Source organism: Salipiger bermudensis (assembly GCF_020171625.1).
GTDB lineage: Bacteria > Pseudomonadota > Alphaproteobacteria > Rhodobacterales > Rhodobacteraceae > Salipiger > Salipiger bermudensis_B.
In genome coordinates, this window is record NZ_JAIUZY010000006.1 from 172788 (window position 1) to 187472 (window position 14685).

A 14685-nucleotide genomic window follows, 5' to 3' on the forward strand; every position below is an offset into this window, starting at 1 on the left:
CCATGCTCAATGAAATCCTCTCCGCCCTCGTGGCCGTGGCGACCCTGCAGAACCTGCTGATCATGATCGCGGGCATCTGGGGCGGTGTCATCGTCGGCGCCATCCCCGGCATGACCGGCACCATGGCCGTCACACTCGCGCTGCCCTTCACCTTCTACATGGACCCGGTGCCCTCGATCCTGCTGCTGGTCGCGCTCTACAAGGGTTCGACCTATGGTGGTTCGGTCTCGGCCATCCTGATCAAGACGCCGGGCACCGCCTCGGCCGCCTGCACCGCGCTCGACGGCTACCCGCTGGCGCAGCAGGGCAAGGCCGGCAAGGCGCTCAACATGGCGCTCTATTCCTCGGTCACCGGCGACTTCATCTCCAACCTGTCGCTGATCTTCTTCGCCGCGCCGCTCGCCGTTCTGGCGCTGCGCATCGGCCCGCCCGAGTTCTTCATGCTGATGCTGTTCGCGCTGACCACCGTGGCCGGCGTCTCGGGCAGCTCGCTGCTGATGGGGCTGGTCTCGGCGGCGCTGGGTCTGCTGCTGGCGACCGTGGGCGAGGACATGTACGGCTCGTTCCGCTTCGCCTTCACCCCCGACATGCAGGCCGGCCTGTCGATCGCGCCGGTGCTCATCGGCCTCTTCGCCCTGCCCGAGCTGATCAAGCTGGTGGTGATGCGCGCCAGCAAGCAGGAAGAGGCGGCCACGCTGGGGGCGCAGCACGTGACCCGCGCGGAGTTCATGGGCTCGCTCAAGACCATCCTTAAGGGCTCGGTGATCGGCTCGGTTCTGGGCGCCATTCCCGGCATCGGCCCGTCCTCGGCGGCGTTCTTCTCCTATGGCGAGGCGCAGCGCAGCTCCAAGAACGGCGGCAATTTCGGCAAGGGCGAGCTCGAGGGCATCGCCGCGTCGGAATCGGCCAACAACGGCGCCTGCGGCGCCACGATGATCCCGCTGCTGGCTCTTGGCGTGCCCGGCGACGTGATCACCGGGGTCATGCTGGGCGCCTTCATGATCCAGGGTCTCACCCCCGGGCCGCTGCTGTTCCAGACCAACATCCACGAGGTCTACATGCTGCTGATCGGGATGCTGGTCTCGTCGGTGCTGCTGTTCTTCGCCGGCAAGGCGACGATGCGGATGTTCGCCAAGGTCTCGCACATCCCGCCGACCCTGCTGACGCCGCTGGTGCTGCTGCTGTGCATCTTCGGCATCTACTCGATCGCCTCGAGCCCGTTCGACGTGGCGGTGCTGCTGGTGATGGGCGTGGTGGGCTTCGGGATGTTCCTGCTCAATATCCCGGCGGCACCCTTCCTCATCGCCTTCATTCTCGGCCCGATGCTGGAAGAGAACCTGCGCCGTGCGCTGGCGATTTCGCGCGGCGAGCCGTCCGTGCTGCTGTCCTCGCCGATCACATGGGTGTTTGCCGCGCTCATCGTGTTCGTCCTGATCCTCACGGTGCGCCGCGAAATCCTCAAATCCAAGACAGAAAGACGAGTTGCCCAATGACCCTGCAGAGCGAGACCCAGCCCGCCGCCCAAGACCGGCAGGCCAGCGCCGCGCAGCACCTTGCGGAGCTGATCGCCTTTGACACGGTGTCGCGCAACGGCAACCGCGCGCTGATCGATCACATGGCGGCCTATCTCGAAGGGCTGGGCGCGCGCATCACCATCCTGCCCGACGAGACCGGCGCCAAGGCCAATCTCGTTGCCGCCTTCGGCCCCGAGGGGGTCGCGGGCGTGGTCTGGTCGGGCCACACTGACGTGGTCCCGGCGGACGAGCCGGAATGGCAGAGCGATCCCTTCACCGCCGAGATCCGCGACCGCAAGCTCTACGGACGCGGCGCCTGCGACATGAAGGGCTTTGCCGCCTGCGCCATGGCCGTCGCGCCGCAGCTGGCTGCCGCGCAGCTCTCGCGCCCGGTGTATTTCTGCTTCTCCTATGACGAGGAAGTCGGCTGCCTTGGCGCGCCGGCGATCGCGCGGCATCTGGCGGCGCTGCCGGTGCCGCCCGAGTTCGCGATCATCGGCGAGCCGTCGATGATGGAACTGGTGACCGGCCAGAAGGGCAAGATCGCCATGCGCGCGCAGGTCACCGGCACGTCGGGGCACTCGTCCTTCGCGCCCGAGCATGTCAACGCCGTCGAATACGCCGCCCGCGCCATCGCTTTGATCTCGGAGCGCGGCCGGCGCTACGAGGCCGAAGGTCCGTTCGACCACGATTTCACCGTGCCGCACGCGACCATGCTGGCCACGATGATCGAGGGCGGGGTCGCGACCAACGTAACCCCCGAGAGCTGCAGCTTCACCTTCGAGCTGCGCTCGATCGCCGGCATGGACCCCGAGGCCGACATGGCCGAGCTGCTGGCACGGATCGAGTCCGAGGTCGGCGCCGAGATGGCCGCCAAGACCGCCGGGACCGGCATCGCCTTCGAGCGGATCTTTTCCTACCCGCCGATGGGCGAGGCACGCAACACGCCGGGCTTTGCCCGCTACGCCCGGCGCATGCCCGAGGCGTGGGGTGGCAAGGTCTCCTACGGCTCCGAGGGCGGCATCTTCGAGCTGACCGGCGGCATCCCGTCGGTGATCGTCGGGCCGGGCTCGATCGAGCAGGCGCACAAGCCGAACGAGTTCGTGGCGCTCGACCAGCTCGACGCCTGCGTCGCGTTCCTCGAGGGCTTCGTGGAAGAGCTGAGCGCGTCTCCGACCGAGGCGCGTGGCTGATCATTGACGTGCGGCCGGGGCGGGGAAATCCTCGCTCCGGCGTCTTCCCGTTGCCGCGCGCTGCGGAAAACGCTGGGCGGACGCGTCGGCCGGGCCTCTGCCCTCACGCACCGGGAGGAGTGGCGGCAAACCGGCGCAACTTGCCATCTTTGGCATATCTCCCCAAATACAACAAACCTGTTGTATATTGCTTATACTACATGAATGGCATATCTTGGGATTTCCACACGGATGGCGTAAAGGTGTTCCATGCAGGCGATCCCGTTCCGCGACGCGTCCTCGCTCGGCCACGCGATCCGCCGCCTCCGCAAGGAGAGAGGCTGGTCTCAGGCCGATCTCGCGCGTCTTGCGGGCACCGACGCGCGCCAGATCTCGCGCATTGAAACCGCCGCGCACGAGCCGAAGCTGAGCCTTCTGCTCGCGGTCATCGCCGCGCTCGACCTCGACCTCGCGCTCCTGCCCCGGCAAGGCGGCTCGCCCGGAACCGCCCGCCCCCGGCCCGAAGACATCTTCTGATGGGCCGCAAGCCTCTTGCCCGCACACTCGACGTTCATGTCAACGGACGGCTGGCCGGATACTACCGCTACCGTCCCTCCGCCGGCGCGAGTTTCCAGTACGCCGAAGACTGGCTCGGCTGGGCCTACGCCTTTCCGATCTCGCGCCGCCTGCCGCTCGGCCCCGATCTCCGCGCCGGCGATGAGGTGGACGCGGTGTTCGAGAACCTGCTGCCCGACGGGCCGGAGCTGCGAAAGAAGATCGCCGAGCGCACCGAGGCGCGCAGCGACCGCCCGCATGACCTTCTGGCCGCGATTGGCCAGGATTGCGTCGGCGCGATGCAGTTCCTGCCGCATGGCGCGTCCCCCTCCGACCCGTTTCGCATCGACGGCACGCCGCAATCCGACGCCGAGATCGCCGACACGCTCAGGTCGCTGAGCACCACCCCGCTGGGCATCGCGCCCGACGCGCCGTTTCGGATCTCGCTCGCCGGCGCGCAGGAGAAGACCGCCTATCTGCGCAAGGACGGCCTCTGGCTGCGCCCGATCGGCGCGACCCCGACGACGCATATCTTCAAGCGCCCCATGGGCCTTGTGGGCGGCGGTCTGGACCTGAGTGGCAGCGTCAAGAACGAGTATTTCTGCCTGTTGCTTGCCCGCGAGATGGGGCTGCCGGCGACCCGCGCCGAGATCCACCGCTTCGAGGACCAGACCGCGCTGGTGGTCGAGCGCTTCGACCGGCGACCAAGACGGGCCGGCGGTCTCGTGCGGGTGCCGCAGGAGGACTTTCTGCAGGCGATGGGCCGGTTCTCGGCCGAGAAGTACCAGCAGCACGGCGGGCCTTCGATGGCGGAGTGCTTCACGCTGCTGCAGCAGTCCGACACCCCGATCGACGATCAGACCGCGTTCCTCAAGGCGCAGATCTTCAACTGGATGATCGCGGCGATCGACGGCCACGCCAAGAACTACTCGATCTTTCTCGAGGGCGACGGCTTTCGCATGACGCCGCTCTACGACATCATGAGCGCGGCGCCCAAGCGCCTGAGCGCGGGGTTCCGGCACAAGGACCTGCAACTGGCCATGTCGGTCGGCAGGCGCGGCCACTATCGCCTCGACAAGATCCTGCCGCGGCATTTCGACGAGACCGCACATCGCGCCGGCGTGCCGCTCGAGGCGCGCCATCGTGCCGTGCACGAGATCCTGAGCGCCGCGCCCGGGGCGCTCCAGCGTGCCCTCGACCGCCTGCCCGACAGCGTGCCTGAGGACACCGCGCAGCAGATCGTCGACCATGCGGCGGACAGGCTCAAGCTCCTCGAGGCCTTCTCAGCGACACTGGACTGAGACGAGAGCGGGGCGACGCATGCAGGCGGCGCCCCGTCCCTGTCAAGGAACCGTCAGACCTCAGCCGACGGTCTCGCCGTCCTCGCGCCAGACCGCGATGACCGAGGAACGCGGCTTGCCTTCGCCGTCCGGCCACGCGCCGCCCGGATGCTGGATGCCCACGAACGCCACCTTGCGGTCGGCGGACCAGCACAGGCCCGTCACCTCGGCGCCGTTCGGCGCGGTCAGGAAGCGCGCGATGTCGCCGGTCTCGGTATTGCCGACCAGCATCTGGTTGTTGCCCATGCCCGCGAAGTCGCCCTCGTTGCTGTCGTCGCCATCGGTCTGGATCCACAGCATCCCGTTGCTGTCGAAGGCCATGCCGTCGGGCGAGTTGAACATGTTGCCCGCGGTGACGTTCTCGGAGCCGGCATAGGCATCGTCGTGCACCTCGGGGTTGCCCGCCATGACGTAGAGATCCCAGGTGAAGTCGATGGCGCCGTGATCGCCGTTCTCCGGCGTCCAGCGCACGATCTGGCCATAGTTGTTGGCCTCGCGCGGGTTGGGGCCGCCCACCGGGGTCTCGTCGCCGCCTTCATTGGGCTTGAGGCCGCGGTTCTTGTTGTTGGTCAGCGCGCAGTAGGTCTCGGCCTTGAGCGGGTTGCAGGCGATCCATTCGGGGCGGTCCATGGTGGTGGCCCCGACCTTCGAGCCTGCCATGCGCGAGAACACGAGAATCTCCTCCATCGACATGCCGGTGGCGTCCGGCGTCAGTGCCAGCCATTCGCCGGTCTGGTCGGGGTTGAACTTGGCCACGTAGAGAGTGCCGTCCGACAGCAGGCCATCGCCGGGCTCACCGTCCGACCAAGTGCCGTTGGAGACGAACTTGTAGATGAACTCGCCCCGCTCGTCGTCGCCCATATAGACCACCACGCGGCCATCCTCGGCCTGCACCATCTCGGCATTCTCGTGCTTGAAGCGGCCGAGCGCGGTGTGCTTCACGGGGGTGCTCTCCGGGTCCGAGGGATCGATCTCGGTGATCCAGCCGTGACGGTGCGGCTCGTTCGGCTCCTGCGAGAGGTCGTAGCGGGGGTCGTACTTCTCGTAGGCGTAGCGACCCTCGGCGCCGATGCCATATCGGCTGTAGCCCTCGCCCTCGGGCATCTCGCCGGTGGTGCCGAAGTAGCCGTTGAAGTTCTCTTCGCAGGTCAGGTAGGTGCCCCAGAGGGTCTTGCCCGAGCCGCAGTTGTTCATCGTGCCCTTGGGGTTCATGCCTTCGGGATCGGCGTTGGTCTTGACCAGATCGGACCCGGCGGCGGGGCCGTCCATGGTCATCTGGGTCTCGTGGGTGATGCGGCGGTTGAACGGACTGTCGAGCACGACCTCGTAGCCGCTGCCGTTATCTGCGATCTCCATGACCGTCACGCCCTGCATGTTCTTCAGCAGCATGACCTCGTCGGCATTGGCCGGCACGCCTTCGGAGCTGGCGGGGAGGTTGATCTTGGGGTTCACGTATTCCGAGTTGACCGCGACCAGCTCCTTGCCGTCGACCAAGAACAGCTCCATGCCGTCGGTATTCTCGCCAAAGACCTTGTCGGACATCTCGACCGGCACGCCGGTCTCGGGCGAATAGGCGCCCTCGGCCTCCGAGAACAGCGCCTGCCCCCATTTCACCAGCGGTTTCCACTGGTAGCCCTGCGGCACGTGGATCTCGAAATCGGTGGAAATGTCGATCGGCTCGAACGGGAAGGCGGCGGCCTGCGCGCGGGCCGAGGTGGCGCCCAGCATCCCGGACCCCATGGCGAGCGCGCCGGAGCCGAACGCGAGGACGCCGCCGAGAAAGCCGCGACGCGAGATCGCCTGTTCGACCACGGCGTCAAAGTCGTTGCTGTCCGGACGCGGATCGCGAAGCTCGTCGAAATCGTCCCACGAAAGATCGGTTGTTTTTTTGATGTCCACTGGGGTGGCTCCCTGGCTGGAAAAACGGGCGGCCTCACCGCGAGTCGGCGGCCGGATCGGGGCGATGTAACACCCCGACCTTGAAGCTCGTGTGACAGCGCGGCGGATGGGATTGATGTCGCGCGTTGGGTGCCTTCATAGTGGCCGCTTCAGCCCGCGCGGTCCCAGTGGGATGCGCCCGGAGTGCCGCCCTTTCGGGCGAAGTGCGTTCGGTGTCATAGCCTTACGCCCGACGTCCCAGCCGGGCGCAGGCCTCAGCGGCGCAGCAGGTAGGTATCCATGATCCAGCCATGCCGGGCGCGCGCTTCGGCCCGGCGCGCCTTGATGCGCGGCCCGGCCTCGGACAGCGGCCCGTGATCGAGCAGTTGCTCGGGCATCCCGAGAAACGCGCCCCACCAGATCCGCAGCCCCTCGGGCGGCAGCGTCTCGAAGCTGCACGCCCCGTCGAGCATCACCACCACGCTCTCGGCGCCCTCGGGCCAGCCACCGTCGCGCAGCCTGCGGCCGGTGGTCACCGTCACCGCGCCGTTGATCGTGTTGAACGGGATCGCGTGGGCGGCGGTCAGGGCCTGAAGCGCGGTGATCCCCGGCACCACCCGCAGCCTTACCGGCCCCGGCAGGCGTTCGGCGATGCGCAGGGTGGAATCGTAAAGCCCCGGATCGCCCCACACCAAGAGCGCCACCGGCCCCGCGGGCGCCCCTTCGAGCGCCGCCTGCCAACGCCCGGCGATGGCATCGTGCCAGCGTTCGACCCGCTCGGCATAGGGCAGCGCCTCGTCGCGCACCGGCATCTCGAAGGGGATCACCTCGGCGGCGCTGCCGCTCTCGGAAAGCATTGCCAGCCGCAGATGCGCGAGATCGTCCTTGCCCGGCCCCTTGCGCGGCAGCAGCACGCAGGCCGCCTCGCGCAGTGCCTGCCGACCCTCGAGCGTAAGATGCGCGGGGTTGCCGGTGCCGATGCCGATCAGCCAGAGCTCAGTCATCGAAGCCCACCCCGATCTCGGCCAGCGGGCCATAGAGGATCAGCGCCGGCGCGTCGGCAAAGCCCGCCCGAAGGCGCTCGGCCAGCGCCGCCATCGTGGTGCGGTGAAGCTGCTGCTCGGGGGTCGAGACCGCCTCGGCCAGAAGCGCCGGGGTCTCGGGCGGCAGGCCGCGCGCGAACAGCCTCTCGGCGAGCTTGGGAAAGGTGCGCTTGCCCATGAACACCACCGTCGAGGCGCTGGCATCGGCAAGCGCTGCGAGGTCGATGTCCTCGGGCAGCGCGCCGCTGGCGCCGTGGCCGGTGACGAACTGCACCCGCCGCGCGGTCAGCCGTCGGGTCAGAGGGATGCCGCAGGCCGCCGCCGCCGCCACCGCCGAGGGCACGCCGGGGATGATCTCGTAGCCGATGCCGGCCTCGCGCAGCGCCAGAAGCTCCTCTTCGAGCCGGCCGAACAGCCCGCTGTCGCCGGATTTGAGCCGCACCACGCGCTGTCCGGTGTGGGCATACTCGACCAGCAGCCGGCTGACATGGTGCTGCCGGGGCGAGGCCCGCCCGGCCCGCTTGCCGACCCCGACGAGATCCGCCTTCGGGTTGGCATGGGCGAGGATTGGCCCGGCGGAGAGGTCGTCGAACAGCACCGCCTCGGCGCGGCCCAGCCGGTCCACGGCCTTGAGGGTCAGCAGCTCCGGATCGCCCGGACCGGACCCAACGAAACTGACGAATCCGCTCATGTCGCGTGCGCCTCCTGCGAGATCAGGTGAAAGAAGGTGCCACTGACAGGACCGCGATGCGAGCCGGTTTCCGGCACCGGACCGCCATCAGCATCCGCGACCTCGGCCAGCGGCAGATCGGGCTGCTCGAGGATGGTCGAGTAGTGGAACTCGTGCCCGCGCAGGGCGGTGCCCGCCGCGAGGCCCGGCATCGGCGCTTGCAGCACCGCGCGGCGATAACCCAAGTGGAACTTGCGCCTCTCGTAGCTTGTCACCAGCCCCAGCAGGCCCGCCATCTCGTGGCGGGTGCCGTCCTTGTCGATCAGCCCCTGCCCCAGCACCATGTAACCGCCGCATTCGCCATGCACCGGGCGGGTCACGGCATGGGCGCGCAGCCCGGCGCGGAACCGCGACGCGGCGGCCAGACGTCCGGCGTGCAACTCCGGGTAGCCGCCGGGCAGCCAGACCAGATCGGAGTCCGCATCCGGGGCCTCGTCGGCCAGCGGTGAGAACGGCAGGATCTCGGCCCCCGCCGCGCGCCAGCCCTCGAGCAGGTGCGGATAGGTGAAGGAAAACGCCGCATCCTGCGCCAGCGCGATGCGCTGCGCGGGCGGCGCGGGCAGCGGCCCGGCCTCGCGCGGCGGATGGCCGGAGGCGGCGGCCCGGATCGCCGCAAGATCCACATGCTCGCGCAGGAAGGCGGCGTAGCCCGCGATCGCGGTCTCTAGATCGGGGTGCTCGACCGCCTGAATGAGGCCCAGATGGCGCTCGGGCAGGGTCAGGTCGCCCCGCCGCGGCAGCACGCCCAGCACCGGCAGGACGGCCCGCTCCATGCCCGCCCGAGTCAGCCGCTCATGCCGGGGCGAGGCCACGCGGTTGAGGATGACCCCGGCGAAGGGCAGATCGGGCATGTAGCTGCGAAATCCCAGCGCGGTGGCGGCGGCGCTCTGCGCCTGCCCGCCCACGTCGAGCACCAGCACCACCGGCCAGCCCATGCGCCGCGCGGTCTCGGCGCTGGTGCCAAAGCCGCTGAGGCCGCGAGTTGCCACCCCGTCGTAGAGGCCCATCGAGCCCTCGGCGACGCAAATATCGGCACCCGCCGCCTGCCCGGCGATGGCCGAGAGCAACTCCTCGCCCATGGCCCAGCTGTCGAGGTTGAACGAGGGGCGACCGCAGGCGGCGCGGTGGAAGGCCGGGTCGATATAGTCCGGTCCCGACTTGAACGCCTGCACGGCGAGCCCGTCCTCGGTGAGCGCGCGCAAGAGCCCCAGCATCACCGTGGTCTTGCCGGTGCCCGAGGACGGCGCGGAGATGATTACCCCGCGCATCAGTCTTCGCTCCAGCCCGACCACGGGCTGTCGGCGCTTTGCGGGCGGTAGCGCCGGTCGTAGTCGGGGGCGTAGAGGCAGCTTTCGTCGAAGCCCTCGCCCGCCAGTGCCGGCCCCACGAGGATCAGCGCCGTGCGGGTGATCTGCGGCTCCATCCGCGCCTCGATATCGGCAAGCGTGCCGCGCAGGATGCGCTCGTCGGGCCAGCTCGCCCGGAAGACCACCGCCACAGGACAGTCGGCGCCATAGACCGGCGCAAGCTCGGCCACCACGGTCGCGAGGTTCTGCACCGACAGGTGCAGCGCCAGCGTCGCGCCGGTGGCGGCGAAATTGGCCAGCGTCTCGCCCTCCGGCATCGAGCTGGCCCGCCCCGGTGTCCGGGTCAGGACGACCGACTGCGCCAGTCCCGGCAGCGTCAGTTCCGCCCCGAGCGCCGCGGCGGCGGCGGCAAAGGCCGGCACGCCGGGTGTGATCGAGACCGGGATGCCCTCGGCCCGCAGCCGCCGCAGCTGCTCGCCCATCGCCGACCAGACCGAGAGGTCTCCGGAATGCAGCCGCGCCACGTCATGGCCTGCGGCGTGCGCGGTTCGGATCTCGGCGATGATCGCGTCGAGGTCGAGCGCCGCGGTATTGACGATGTGCGCCCCTTCCGGGCAATGCGCGAGCACCGCCTCGGGCACCAGCGAGCCGGCATAGAGGCAGACCGGGCAGGCCGCGATCAGGTCGCGCCCGCGCAGGGTCAGCAGGTCGGGGGCGCCGGGGCCGGCGCCGATGAAGTGAACCGTCATTCGGGGTCTCCTGTCGCGATGGCGCATGTGGCCATCCTGTCGGGTGAGATCTGGCGCGGTGCACGCAGGCGCGCGCCGGGGCCCACCGCCGCGAGCGCCGCCGCCTCCGCAAGGCTGCCGGTGCCGCGCGCCGCGAGGGAGGCGGCGGAATGTGTGGCCGTCGGTTGGTCGAGCGCGGCGGCGGGCAGCGCGTGAACCGGCAGGTTCAGCGCCCGGGCGAGCGCGCGAAAGGCGGGGTGCGCGGCCTTGTCCTCGGCGGTGGCCAGCGCGTCGGGCGCCGCTCCGGTCAGCGCCAGCGCGTCGGCAAGGCTCTGCGCGCTGGCCCCTGCCCGGAATCCGAACCCCGCGACGATCACAGCGTGACGCTCCACTGCACCACGGGCCGCGACGCGGTCCAGCCACGAAGGCGCCCGAGCGGCGCCGCACGCGCCAGCTCGATGCGCAGCAGGTCTCCACCGCGCCGGCCCTGCGCCGCAAGCAGCAGCGCCTCGGTCTCGAGTGTCACCGCGTTGGCAACGAGGCGGGTGCCCGGCGCGAGCCGCGCCTCCAGCCAGTCGAGCAGCGCCCCATCGAGCCCGCCGCCGACGAACACCACATCCGGTGCCTCTAGCCCGTCGAGCGCCTGCGGGGCCGCCCCGGTGACGACCTTCAGCCGGTCGACGCCGAGCCGTTCGGCATTGCTGCGGATGCGGTCCGCCCGATCGGCGCGCGGCTCGATGGTGGTGGCGCTGAGCGAGGGATGCGTCAGGAGCCACTCGATGCCGATGCTGCCCGAGCCGCCGCCGATGTCCCAGAGATGCTCGCCCGGCCTCGGCGCCAGCGCCGACAGCGTCAGCGCCCGCACCGGGCGCTTGGTCATTTGGCCGTCGCTCTCGAACCACTCATCGCTGCGCCCCGAGGCGAGCGGCAGCGTCGCCCCCGGCCCAGCCACCTCGAGCGCGACACAGAGCGGATGCGCGAAATCGCCGGTCAGTGCATCGGCCCGTCCGCTCGTGACCCGCTCGCGCGGGCCTCCGAGCGCTTCCATCACCGTCACCCGCGAGGCGCCGAACCCCGCCTCGCACAAGACGCCCGCAAGCGCGGCCACCGCGTCCCCGTCGCGCAGCGTCAGCACCATTCGCGCTCCGGGGGCCAGATGCGGGCGCAGCCGGCTCAGCGGGGCCGCGTGCAGCCCGAGGCAGAGCACGCTTTCAAGCCCCCAGCCCATCCGGCTCGCCGCCAGCGAAAAGCACGACGGTCCGGGCAGCGCGCGCCACTCACCGGGATCGAAATGCCGCGCCAGCACCGTCCCGGCGCCGCACCAGAACGGATCGCCCGAGGCCAGCACCACCACCCGCCGCCCGCGCAAGGCCAGAAGCTGCGCAATGCCGTCGGCGAAGGGCACGGGCCAGGCGATGCGTTCCGCCTGCCCCTCCGGCAGCAGCGCGAGGTGGCGTGGCGGACCCATCACGACCTCCGCAGCCTCGAGCGCGGCAAGGCTTGCAGGCGGCAGCCCTTCCGCGCCATCTTCGCCCAACCCGACGATCGTCAGCCACGGATCCCCCATGATGGCCTCACCAGACATGCCGCGCCCCCTTCTGCTTGGCGGCACCACCGAGGCCTCGGCCCTCGCGACGCTGCTGGCCGGAGCCGGAATCCCGGCACGGCTGTCGCTCGCAGGGCGCACCAAGGCGCCCGCCGCGCAGCCGCTGCCGACCCGCATCGGCGGCTTCGGCGGGGCGGAGGGGCTGGCGCGCTACCTGCACGAGGAACGCATCACCCACGTGATCGACGCGACGCACCCGTTCGCCGCGCAGATGAGCCGCAACGCCGCGCAGGCCTGCGCCGCGCTGAACCTGCCGCTCCTCGCGCTCAGCCGGGCGCCGTGGCAGCTGCAGGCCGGGGATCGCTGGCAGCACGTGCCCGACATCGCCGGCGCGGTGGACGCGCTCGACCGGCCCGAGGCGCGGGTTTTTCTCGCCGTGGGCCGGATGCACCTCGAGGCCTTCGCCGCGCAGCCGCAGCATCACTACCTGCTCCGCCTCGTCGATGCGCCAGACGCGGTGCCGCTGCCGCGCAGCGAATGCGTGGTCGCGCGCGGCCCCTTCACGCTGGAGGGCGATCTGGCGCTGATGCGCGCACATGGCACCGAGCTCGTGGTCGCCAAGAATGCCGGCGGCTCCGGCGCGGTGGCCAAGATCGCCGCCGCGCGCACGCTTGGCCTGCCGGTGCTGATGATCGACCGGCCCACCCTGCCCGACCGGGCCGAGACCCACGATCCGCAGGCGGTGATGCGCTGGCTCGGTCATGCCGACCTCGGGGTGAAGACGTAAGGCGCGCCCGTCCGCGCGATCACCCGGGTCTGCGATGAGCCCACCAGCACCACCGTGCGCATGTCGGCCATCTCGGGGCGGCACTCGGGCAGCGGCACCACGCGCAGCGACTCCTCGGGGGTCGACACGGCACGGGCGAAGATAACCGGGCGAGCGTCCTTGCAGGCCTCCCGGAGCAGGTCGAGCGCGCGGACAAAGCCCTCGGGGCGTGCCTTGGAGCGCGGATTGTAGAGCGCCATCGCGAAATCCGCCTCGACCGCCAGCCGCAGCCGTTTCTCGATCAGCGCCCACGGCTTGAGATTGTCGCTGAGATTGATGGCGCAGAAATCATGCCCGAGCGGTGCCCCCGCCCGCGCCGCCGCCGCCAGCATGGCGGTGATCCCGGGCAGCACCTCGATGCGCAGATCCCGCCAGGCGCGCGGCCCGGCCTCCACCGCCTCGAACAGCGCCGAGGCCATGGCGAAGACGCCGGGATCGCCCGACGAGACCACCACCACGCGCCGCCCCTGCTCCGCCAGCTCGAGCGCATGGCGCGCCCGGTCAAGCTCGACCCGGTTGTCGGAGGCGTGCTTGACCAGTCCGGGCCGGTCGGCCACGCGGGCGACGTAAGGGATGTAGCCGATCACGTCGGTGGCCTCGGCCAGCGCCGCGCGCACCTCGGGCGTCACCAGCGCCTCGGCGCCGGGTCCGAGCCCGGCCACCACCACGCGCCCGGTCATGGCCGCCGCCCCTGTCCGTGCACCACGATGATGGAGAAATAGGGCGTCACCCGGCCCTCGGCCTCGGCGAGGCGTTGCACGCTCTGCCCCGGCATCGAGGCGAACTCCACCAGCCACGCGGCGTCGAACCGCCCGGCGCGGCGCAGGGCGCGGCGCACCTTGTCGAGATTGCGCCCGATCTTCATCACCACCAGCGCGTCGCTCTCGGCCATGCGCGCCGCCAGCATGTCCTCGGGCAGCGTGCCCATGAGCACGCTCAGCATGTCGTCGCCCCAGGTGATCGGGGCACCGGTCGCGGTCCAGGCCGCCGACATGCCGGTGATCGCCGGCACCACCTCGAGCGGCACCCGGTCGGCCAGCCGCATGTAGAGATGCATGAACGAGCCATAGAAGAACGGGTCGCCCTCGCAGAGCACCACCACGTCCTCGCCCGCCTCGGCCAGCGCCGCGAGCCGCTCGGTGCAGGCCTCGTAGAACTCCGCCAGAAGCCGGTTGTACTCGGGGTCGGTGAACGGGATCTCGGTGGTCACCGGGTATTCCATCGGCAGCTCCTGCGCGCCGTCCGGAAGCAGCCCCTCGACGATGCCGCGCGCCTGCCCCTTGCGCCCGGCCTTGCGGAAGAAGGCGACGTGGCGCGCGCCGCGCAGCAGGCGGTCGGCGCGCACGGTCATCAGATCCGGATCGCCCGGGCCGAGGCCGAGGCCGTAGACCGTTCCGGGAGAGACGGCGCCGCTCATTCGGCGCGGCTCGCGATGGCGTTGACCGCGGCCACCGTGATGGCGCTGCCGCCGAGCCGGCCCTCGACCACGCAGCAGGGCGTTGGCTGGTCGGCCCAGAGCGCCGCCTTGCTCTCGGCCGCGCCCACGAACCCCACCGGGCAGCCGATGATCGCCGCGGGGCGCGGGCAGCCGGGGTCCTGCAGCATGTTGAGCAGGTGGAAGAGCGCCGTCGGCGCGTTGCCGATCGCCACGAGAGCGCCCTCGAGATGCGGCCGCCACAACTCCAGCGCGGCGGCGGAGCGGGTGTTGCCCATTGCCTTGGCGAGCGCGGGCACTTCGGGGTCGTGCAGGGTGCAGATCACCCGGTTGTCCGCCGGCAGGCGTGCGCGGGTGATGCCCTCCGAGACCATGCGCGCGTCGCACAGGATCGGCGCCCCGGCCCCGAGCGCGGCCCGCGCGCGCTCGGTGAAGCCTTCCGAGAGACGCACATGCGCCTCGAGCCCGACCATGCCGGCGGCATGGATCATGCGCACCACGACGGGCTCATCCTCGGGGGCGAACCGCTCGAGCGCGGCTTCGGCGCGGATGGTGGCGAAGCTCTCGGCATAGATCGCCGCGCCGTCGGTCTGGTAGGTGTAGGTCATCGG

15 protein-coding genes are annotated in these 14685 nt (G+C 70.4%); 5 read left to right on the forward strand and 10 right to left on the reverse strand.

The window, feature by feature from the left end:
• Positions 1–2 precede the first annotated feature (2 nt).
• The 4 genes from LCM15_RS12805 to LCM15_RS12820 all read left to right on the forward strand — a co-directional run bounded on the left by LCM15_RS12805 (position 3) and on the right by LCM15_RS12820 (position 4542).
• Positions 3–1493, forward strand: a complete 1491-nt coding sequence (locus LCM15_RS12805; protein WP_224856979.1) for a tripartite tricarboxylate transporter permease — start codon at positions 3–5, stop codon at positions 1491–1493.
• Complete coding sequence (argE, locus tag LCM15_RS12810) at positions 1490–2707, forward strand: acetylornithine deacetylase (protein WP_224856981.1); 1218 nt, start codon at positions 1490–1492, stop codon at positions 2705–2707. The genes LCM15_RS12805 and argE overlap by 4 nt, the downstream gene beginning before the upstream one ends.
• Before the next feature lie 249 nt (positions 2708–2956).
• Positions 2957–3223: a helix-turn-helix domain-containing protein gene (locus tag LCM15_RS12815; protein ID WP_224856983.1), complete on the forward strand. Its 267-nt coding sequence runs from the start codon at positions 2957–2959 to the stop codon at positions 3221–3223.
• Positions 3223–4542 carry a type II toxin-antitoxin system HipA family toxin gene (locus tag LCM15_RS12820; RefSeq protein ID WP_224856986.1) on the forward strand — a complete coding sequence of 440 codons (1320 nt, stop codon included), beginning with the start codon at positions 3223–3225 and terminating at the stop codon, positions 4540–4542. The genes LCM15_RS12815 and LCM15_RS12820 overlap by 1 nt, the downstream gene beginning before the upstream one ends.
• A 60-nt stretch (positions 4543–4602) precedes the next feature.
• Here LCM15_RS12820 and LCM15_RS12825 read toward each other — a convergent pair whose 3' ends face one another.
• From LCM15_RS12825 to cbiE, 7 genes are all read right to left on the reverse strand, one after another.
• Positions 4603–6480 carry a PhoX family protein gene (locus LCM15_RS12825; protein WP_224856988.1) on the reverse strand — a complete coding sequence of 626 codons (1878 nt, stop codon included), beginning with the start codon at positions 6478–6480 and terminating at the stop codon, positions 4603–4605.
• Between the two features lie 254 nt (positions 6481–6734).
• A complete protein-coding gene (cobF, locus tag LCM15_RS12830) occupies positions 6735–7463 on the reverse strand; it encodes a precorrin-6A synthase (deacetylating) (protein ID WP_224856990.1) in 729 nt (242 codons plus the stop codon).
• The gene (gene cobA, locus LCM15_RS12835; protein ID WP_224856992.1) at positions 7456–8193 is read right to left on the reverse strand and encodes a uroporphyrinogen-III C-methyltransferase; all 738 of its coding nucleotides are present in this window, start codon (positions 8191–8193) and stop codon (positions 7456–7458) included. The genes cobF and cobA overlap by 8 nt, the downstream gene beginning before the upstream one ends.
• Positions 8190–9500, reverse strand: coding sequence for a cobyrinate a,c-diamide synthase (locus LCM15_RS12840; protein ID WP_224856994.1), 1311 nt, complete (start codon positions 9498–9500; stop codon positions 8190–8192). The genes cobA and LCM15_RS12840 overlap by 4 nt, the downstream gene beginning before the upstream one ends.
• Positions 9500–10288, reverse strand: coding sequence for a precorrin-4 C(11)-methyltransferase (cobM, locus tag LCM15_RS12845; RefSeq protein ID WP_224856997.1), 789 nt, complete (start codon positions 10286–10288; stop codon positions 9500–9502). Before cobM ends, LCM15_RS12840 begins: the two co-directional genes overlap by 1 nt.
• Positions 10285–10644 (reverse strand): cobalamin biosynthesis protein, encoded by a 360-nt coding sequence (locus tag LCM15_RS12850; RefSeq protein WP_224856999.1) that lies wholly within the window; start codon positions 10642–10644, stop codon positions 10285–10287. The genes cobM and LCM15_RS12850 overlap by 4 nt, the downstream gene beginning before the upstream one ends.
• Positions 10641–11852, reverse strand: coding sequence for a precorrin-6y C5,15-methyltransferase (decarboxylating) subunit CbiE (gene cbiE / locus LCM15_RS12855; RefSeq protein ID WP_224857001.1), 1212 nt, complete (start codon positions 11850–11852; stop codon positions 10641–10643). The genes LCM15_RS12850 and cbiE overlap by 4 nt, the downstream gene beginning before the upstream one ends.
• Here cbiE and LCM15_RS12860 point away from each other — a divergent pair.
• Positions 11851–12600: a cobalt-precorrin-6A reductase gene (locus LCM15_RS12860; RefSeq protein WP_224857225.1), complete on the forward strand. Its 750-nt coding sequence runs from the start codon at positions 11851–11853 to the stop codon at positions 12598–12600. The two genes, cbiE and LCM15_RS12860, sit on opposite strands and share 2 nt — an antisense overlap.
• Here LCM15_RS12860 and cobJ read toward each other — a convergent pair.
• From cobJ to LCM15_RS12875, 3 genes are read right to left on the reverse strand one after another with little or no spacing between them, the layout of a single operon-like run.
• Positions 12573–13319 (reverse strand): precorrin-3B C(17)-methyltransferase, encoded by a 747-nt coding sequence (gene cobJ, locus LCM15_RS12865; RefSeq protein WP_224857003.1) that lies wholly within the window; start codon positions 13317–13319, stop codon positions 12573–12575. The two genes, LCM15_RS12860 and cobJ, sit on opposite strands and share 28 nt — an antisense overlap.
• Complete coding sequence (locus LCM15_RS12870; protein WP_224857005.1) at positions 13316–14056, reverse strand: precorrin-2 C(20)-methyltransferase; 741 nt, start codon at positions 14054–14056, stop codon at positions 13316–13318. The genes cobJ and LCM15_RS12870 overlap by 4 nt, the downstream gene beginning before the upstream one ends.
• Entirely contained in the window at positions 14053–14682 is a 630-nt protein-coding gene (locus LCM15_RS12875; protein ID WP_224857007.1) for a precorrin-8X methylmutase, read from the reverse strand. The genes LCM15_RS12870 and LCM15_RS12875 overlap by 4 nt, the downstream gene beginning before the upstream one ends.
• Positions 14683–14685: the final 3 nt, after the last annotated feature.

What these genes read in the sequence shown, in the direction of transcription:
- LCM15_RS12840 (WP_224856994.1), bottom strand. Translation starts at nt 9,500, where the DNA reads ATGCGCGGGGTAATCATCTCCGCGCCGTCCTCGGGCACCGGCAAGACC.
- LCM15_RS12860 (WP_224857225.1), top strand. Translation starts at nt 11,851, where the DNA reads ATGCCGCGCCCCCTTCTGCTTGGCGGCACCACCGAGGCCTCGGCCCTC.
- argE (WP_224856981.1), top strand. Translation starts at nt 1,490, where the DNA reads ATGACCCTGCAGAGCGAGACCCAGCCCGCCGCCCAAGACCGGCAGGCC.
- cbiE (WP_224857001.1), bottom strand. Translation starts at nt 11,852, where the DNA reads ATGTCTGGTGAGGCCATCATGGGGGATCCGTGGCTGACGATCGTCGGG.
- cobF (WP_224856990.1), bottom strand. Translation starts at nt 7,463, where the DNA reads ATGACTGAGCTCTGGCTGATCGGCATCGGCACCGGCAACCCCGCGCAT.
- LCM15_RS12870 (WP_224857005.1), bottom strand. Translation starts at nt 14,056, where the DNA reads ATGAGCGGCGCCGTCTCTCCCGGAACGGTCTACGGCCTCGGCCTCGGC.
- LCM15_RS12820 (WP_224856986.1), top strand. Translation starts at nt 3,223, where the DNA reads ATGGGCCGCAAGCCTCTTGCCCGCACACTCGACGTTCATGTCAACGGA.
- cobM (WP_224856997.1), bottom strand. Translation starts at nt 10,288, where the DNA reads ATGACGGTTCACTTCATCGGCGCCGGCCCCGGCGCCCCCGACCTGCTG.
- LCM15_RS12815 (WP_224856983.1), top strand. Translation starts at nt 2,957, where the DNA reads ATGCAGGCGATCCCGTTCCGCGACGCGTCCTCGCTCGGCCACGCGATC.
- LCM15_RS12805 (WP_224856979.1), top strand. Translation starts at nt 3, where the DNA reads ATGCTCAATGAAATCCTCTCCGCCCTCGTGGCCGTGGCGACCCTGCAG.
- cobA (WP_224856992.1), bottom strand. Translation starts at nt 8,193, where the DNA reads ATGAGCGGATTCGTCAGTTTCGTTGGGTCCGGTCCGGGCGATCCGGAG.
- cobJ (WP_224857003.1), bottom strand. Translation starts at nt 13,319, where the DNA reads ATGACCGGGCGCGTGGTGGTGGCCGGGCTCGGACCCGGCGCCGAGGCG.
- LCM15_RS12875 (WP_224857007.1), bottom strand. Translation starts at nt 14,682, where the DNA reads ATGACCTACACCTACCAGACCGACGGCGCGGCGATCTATGCCGAGAGC.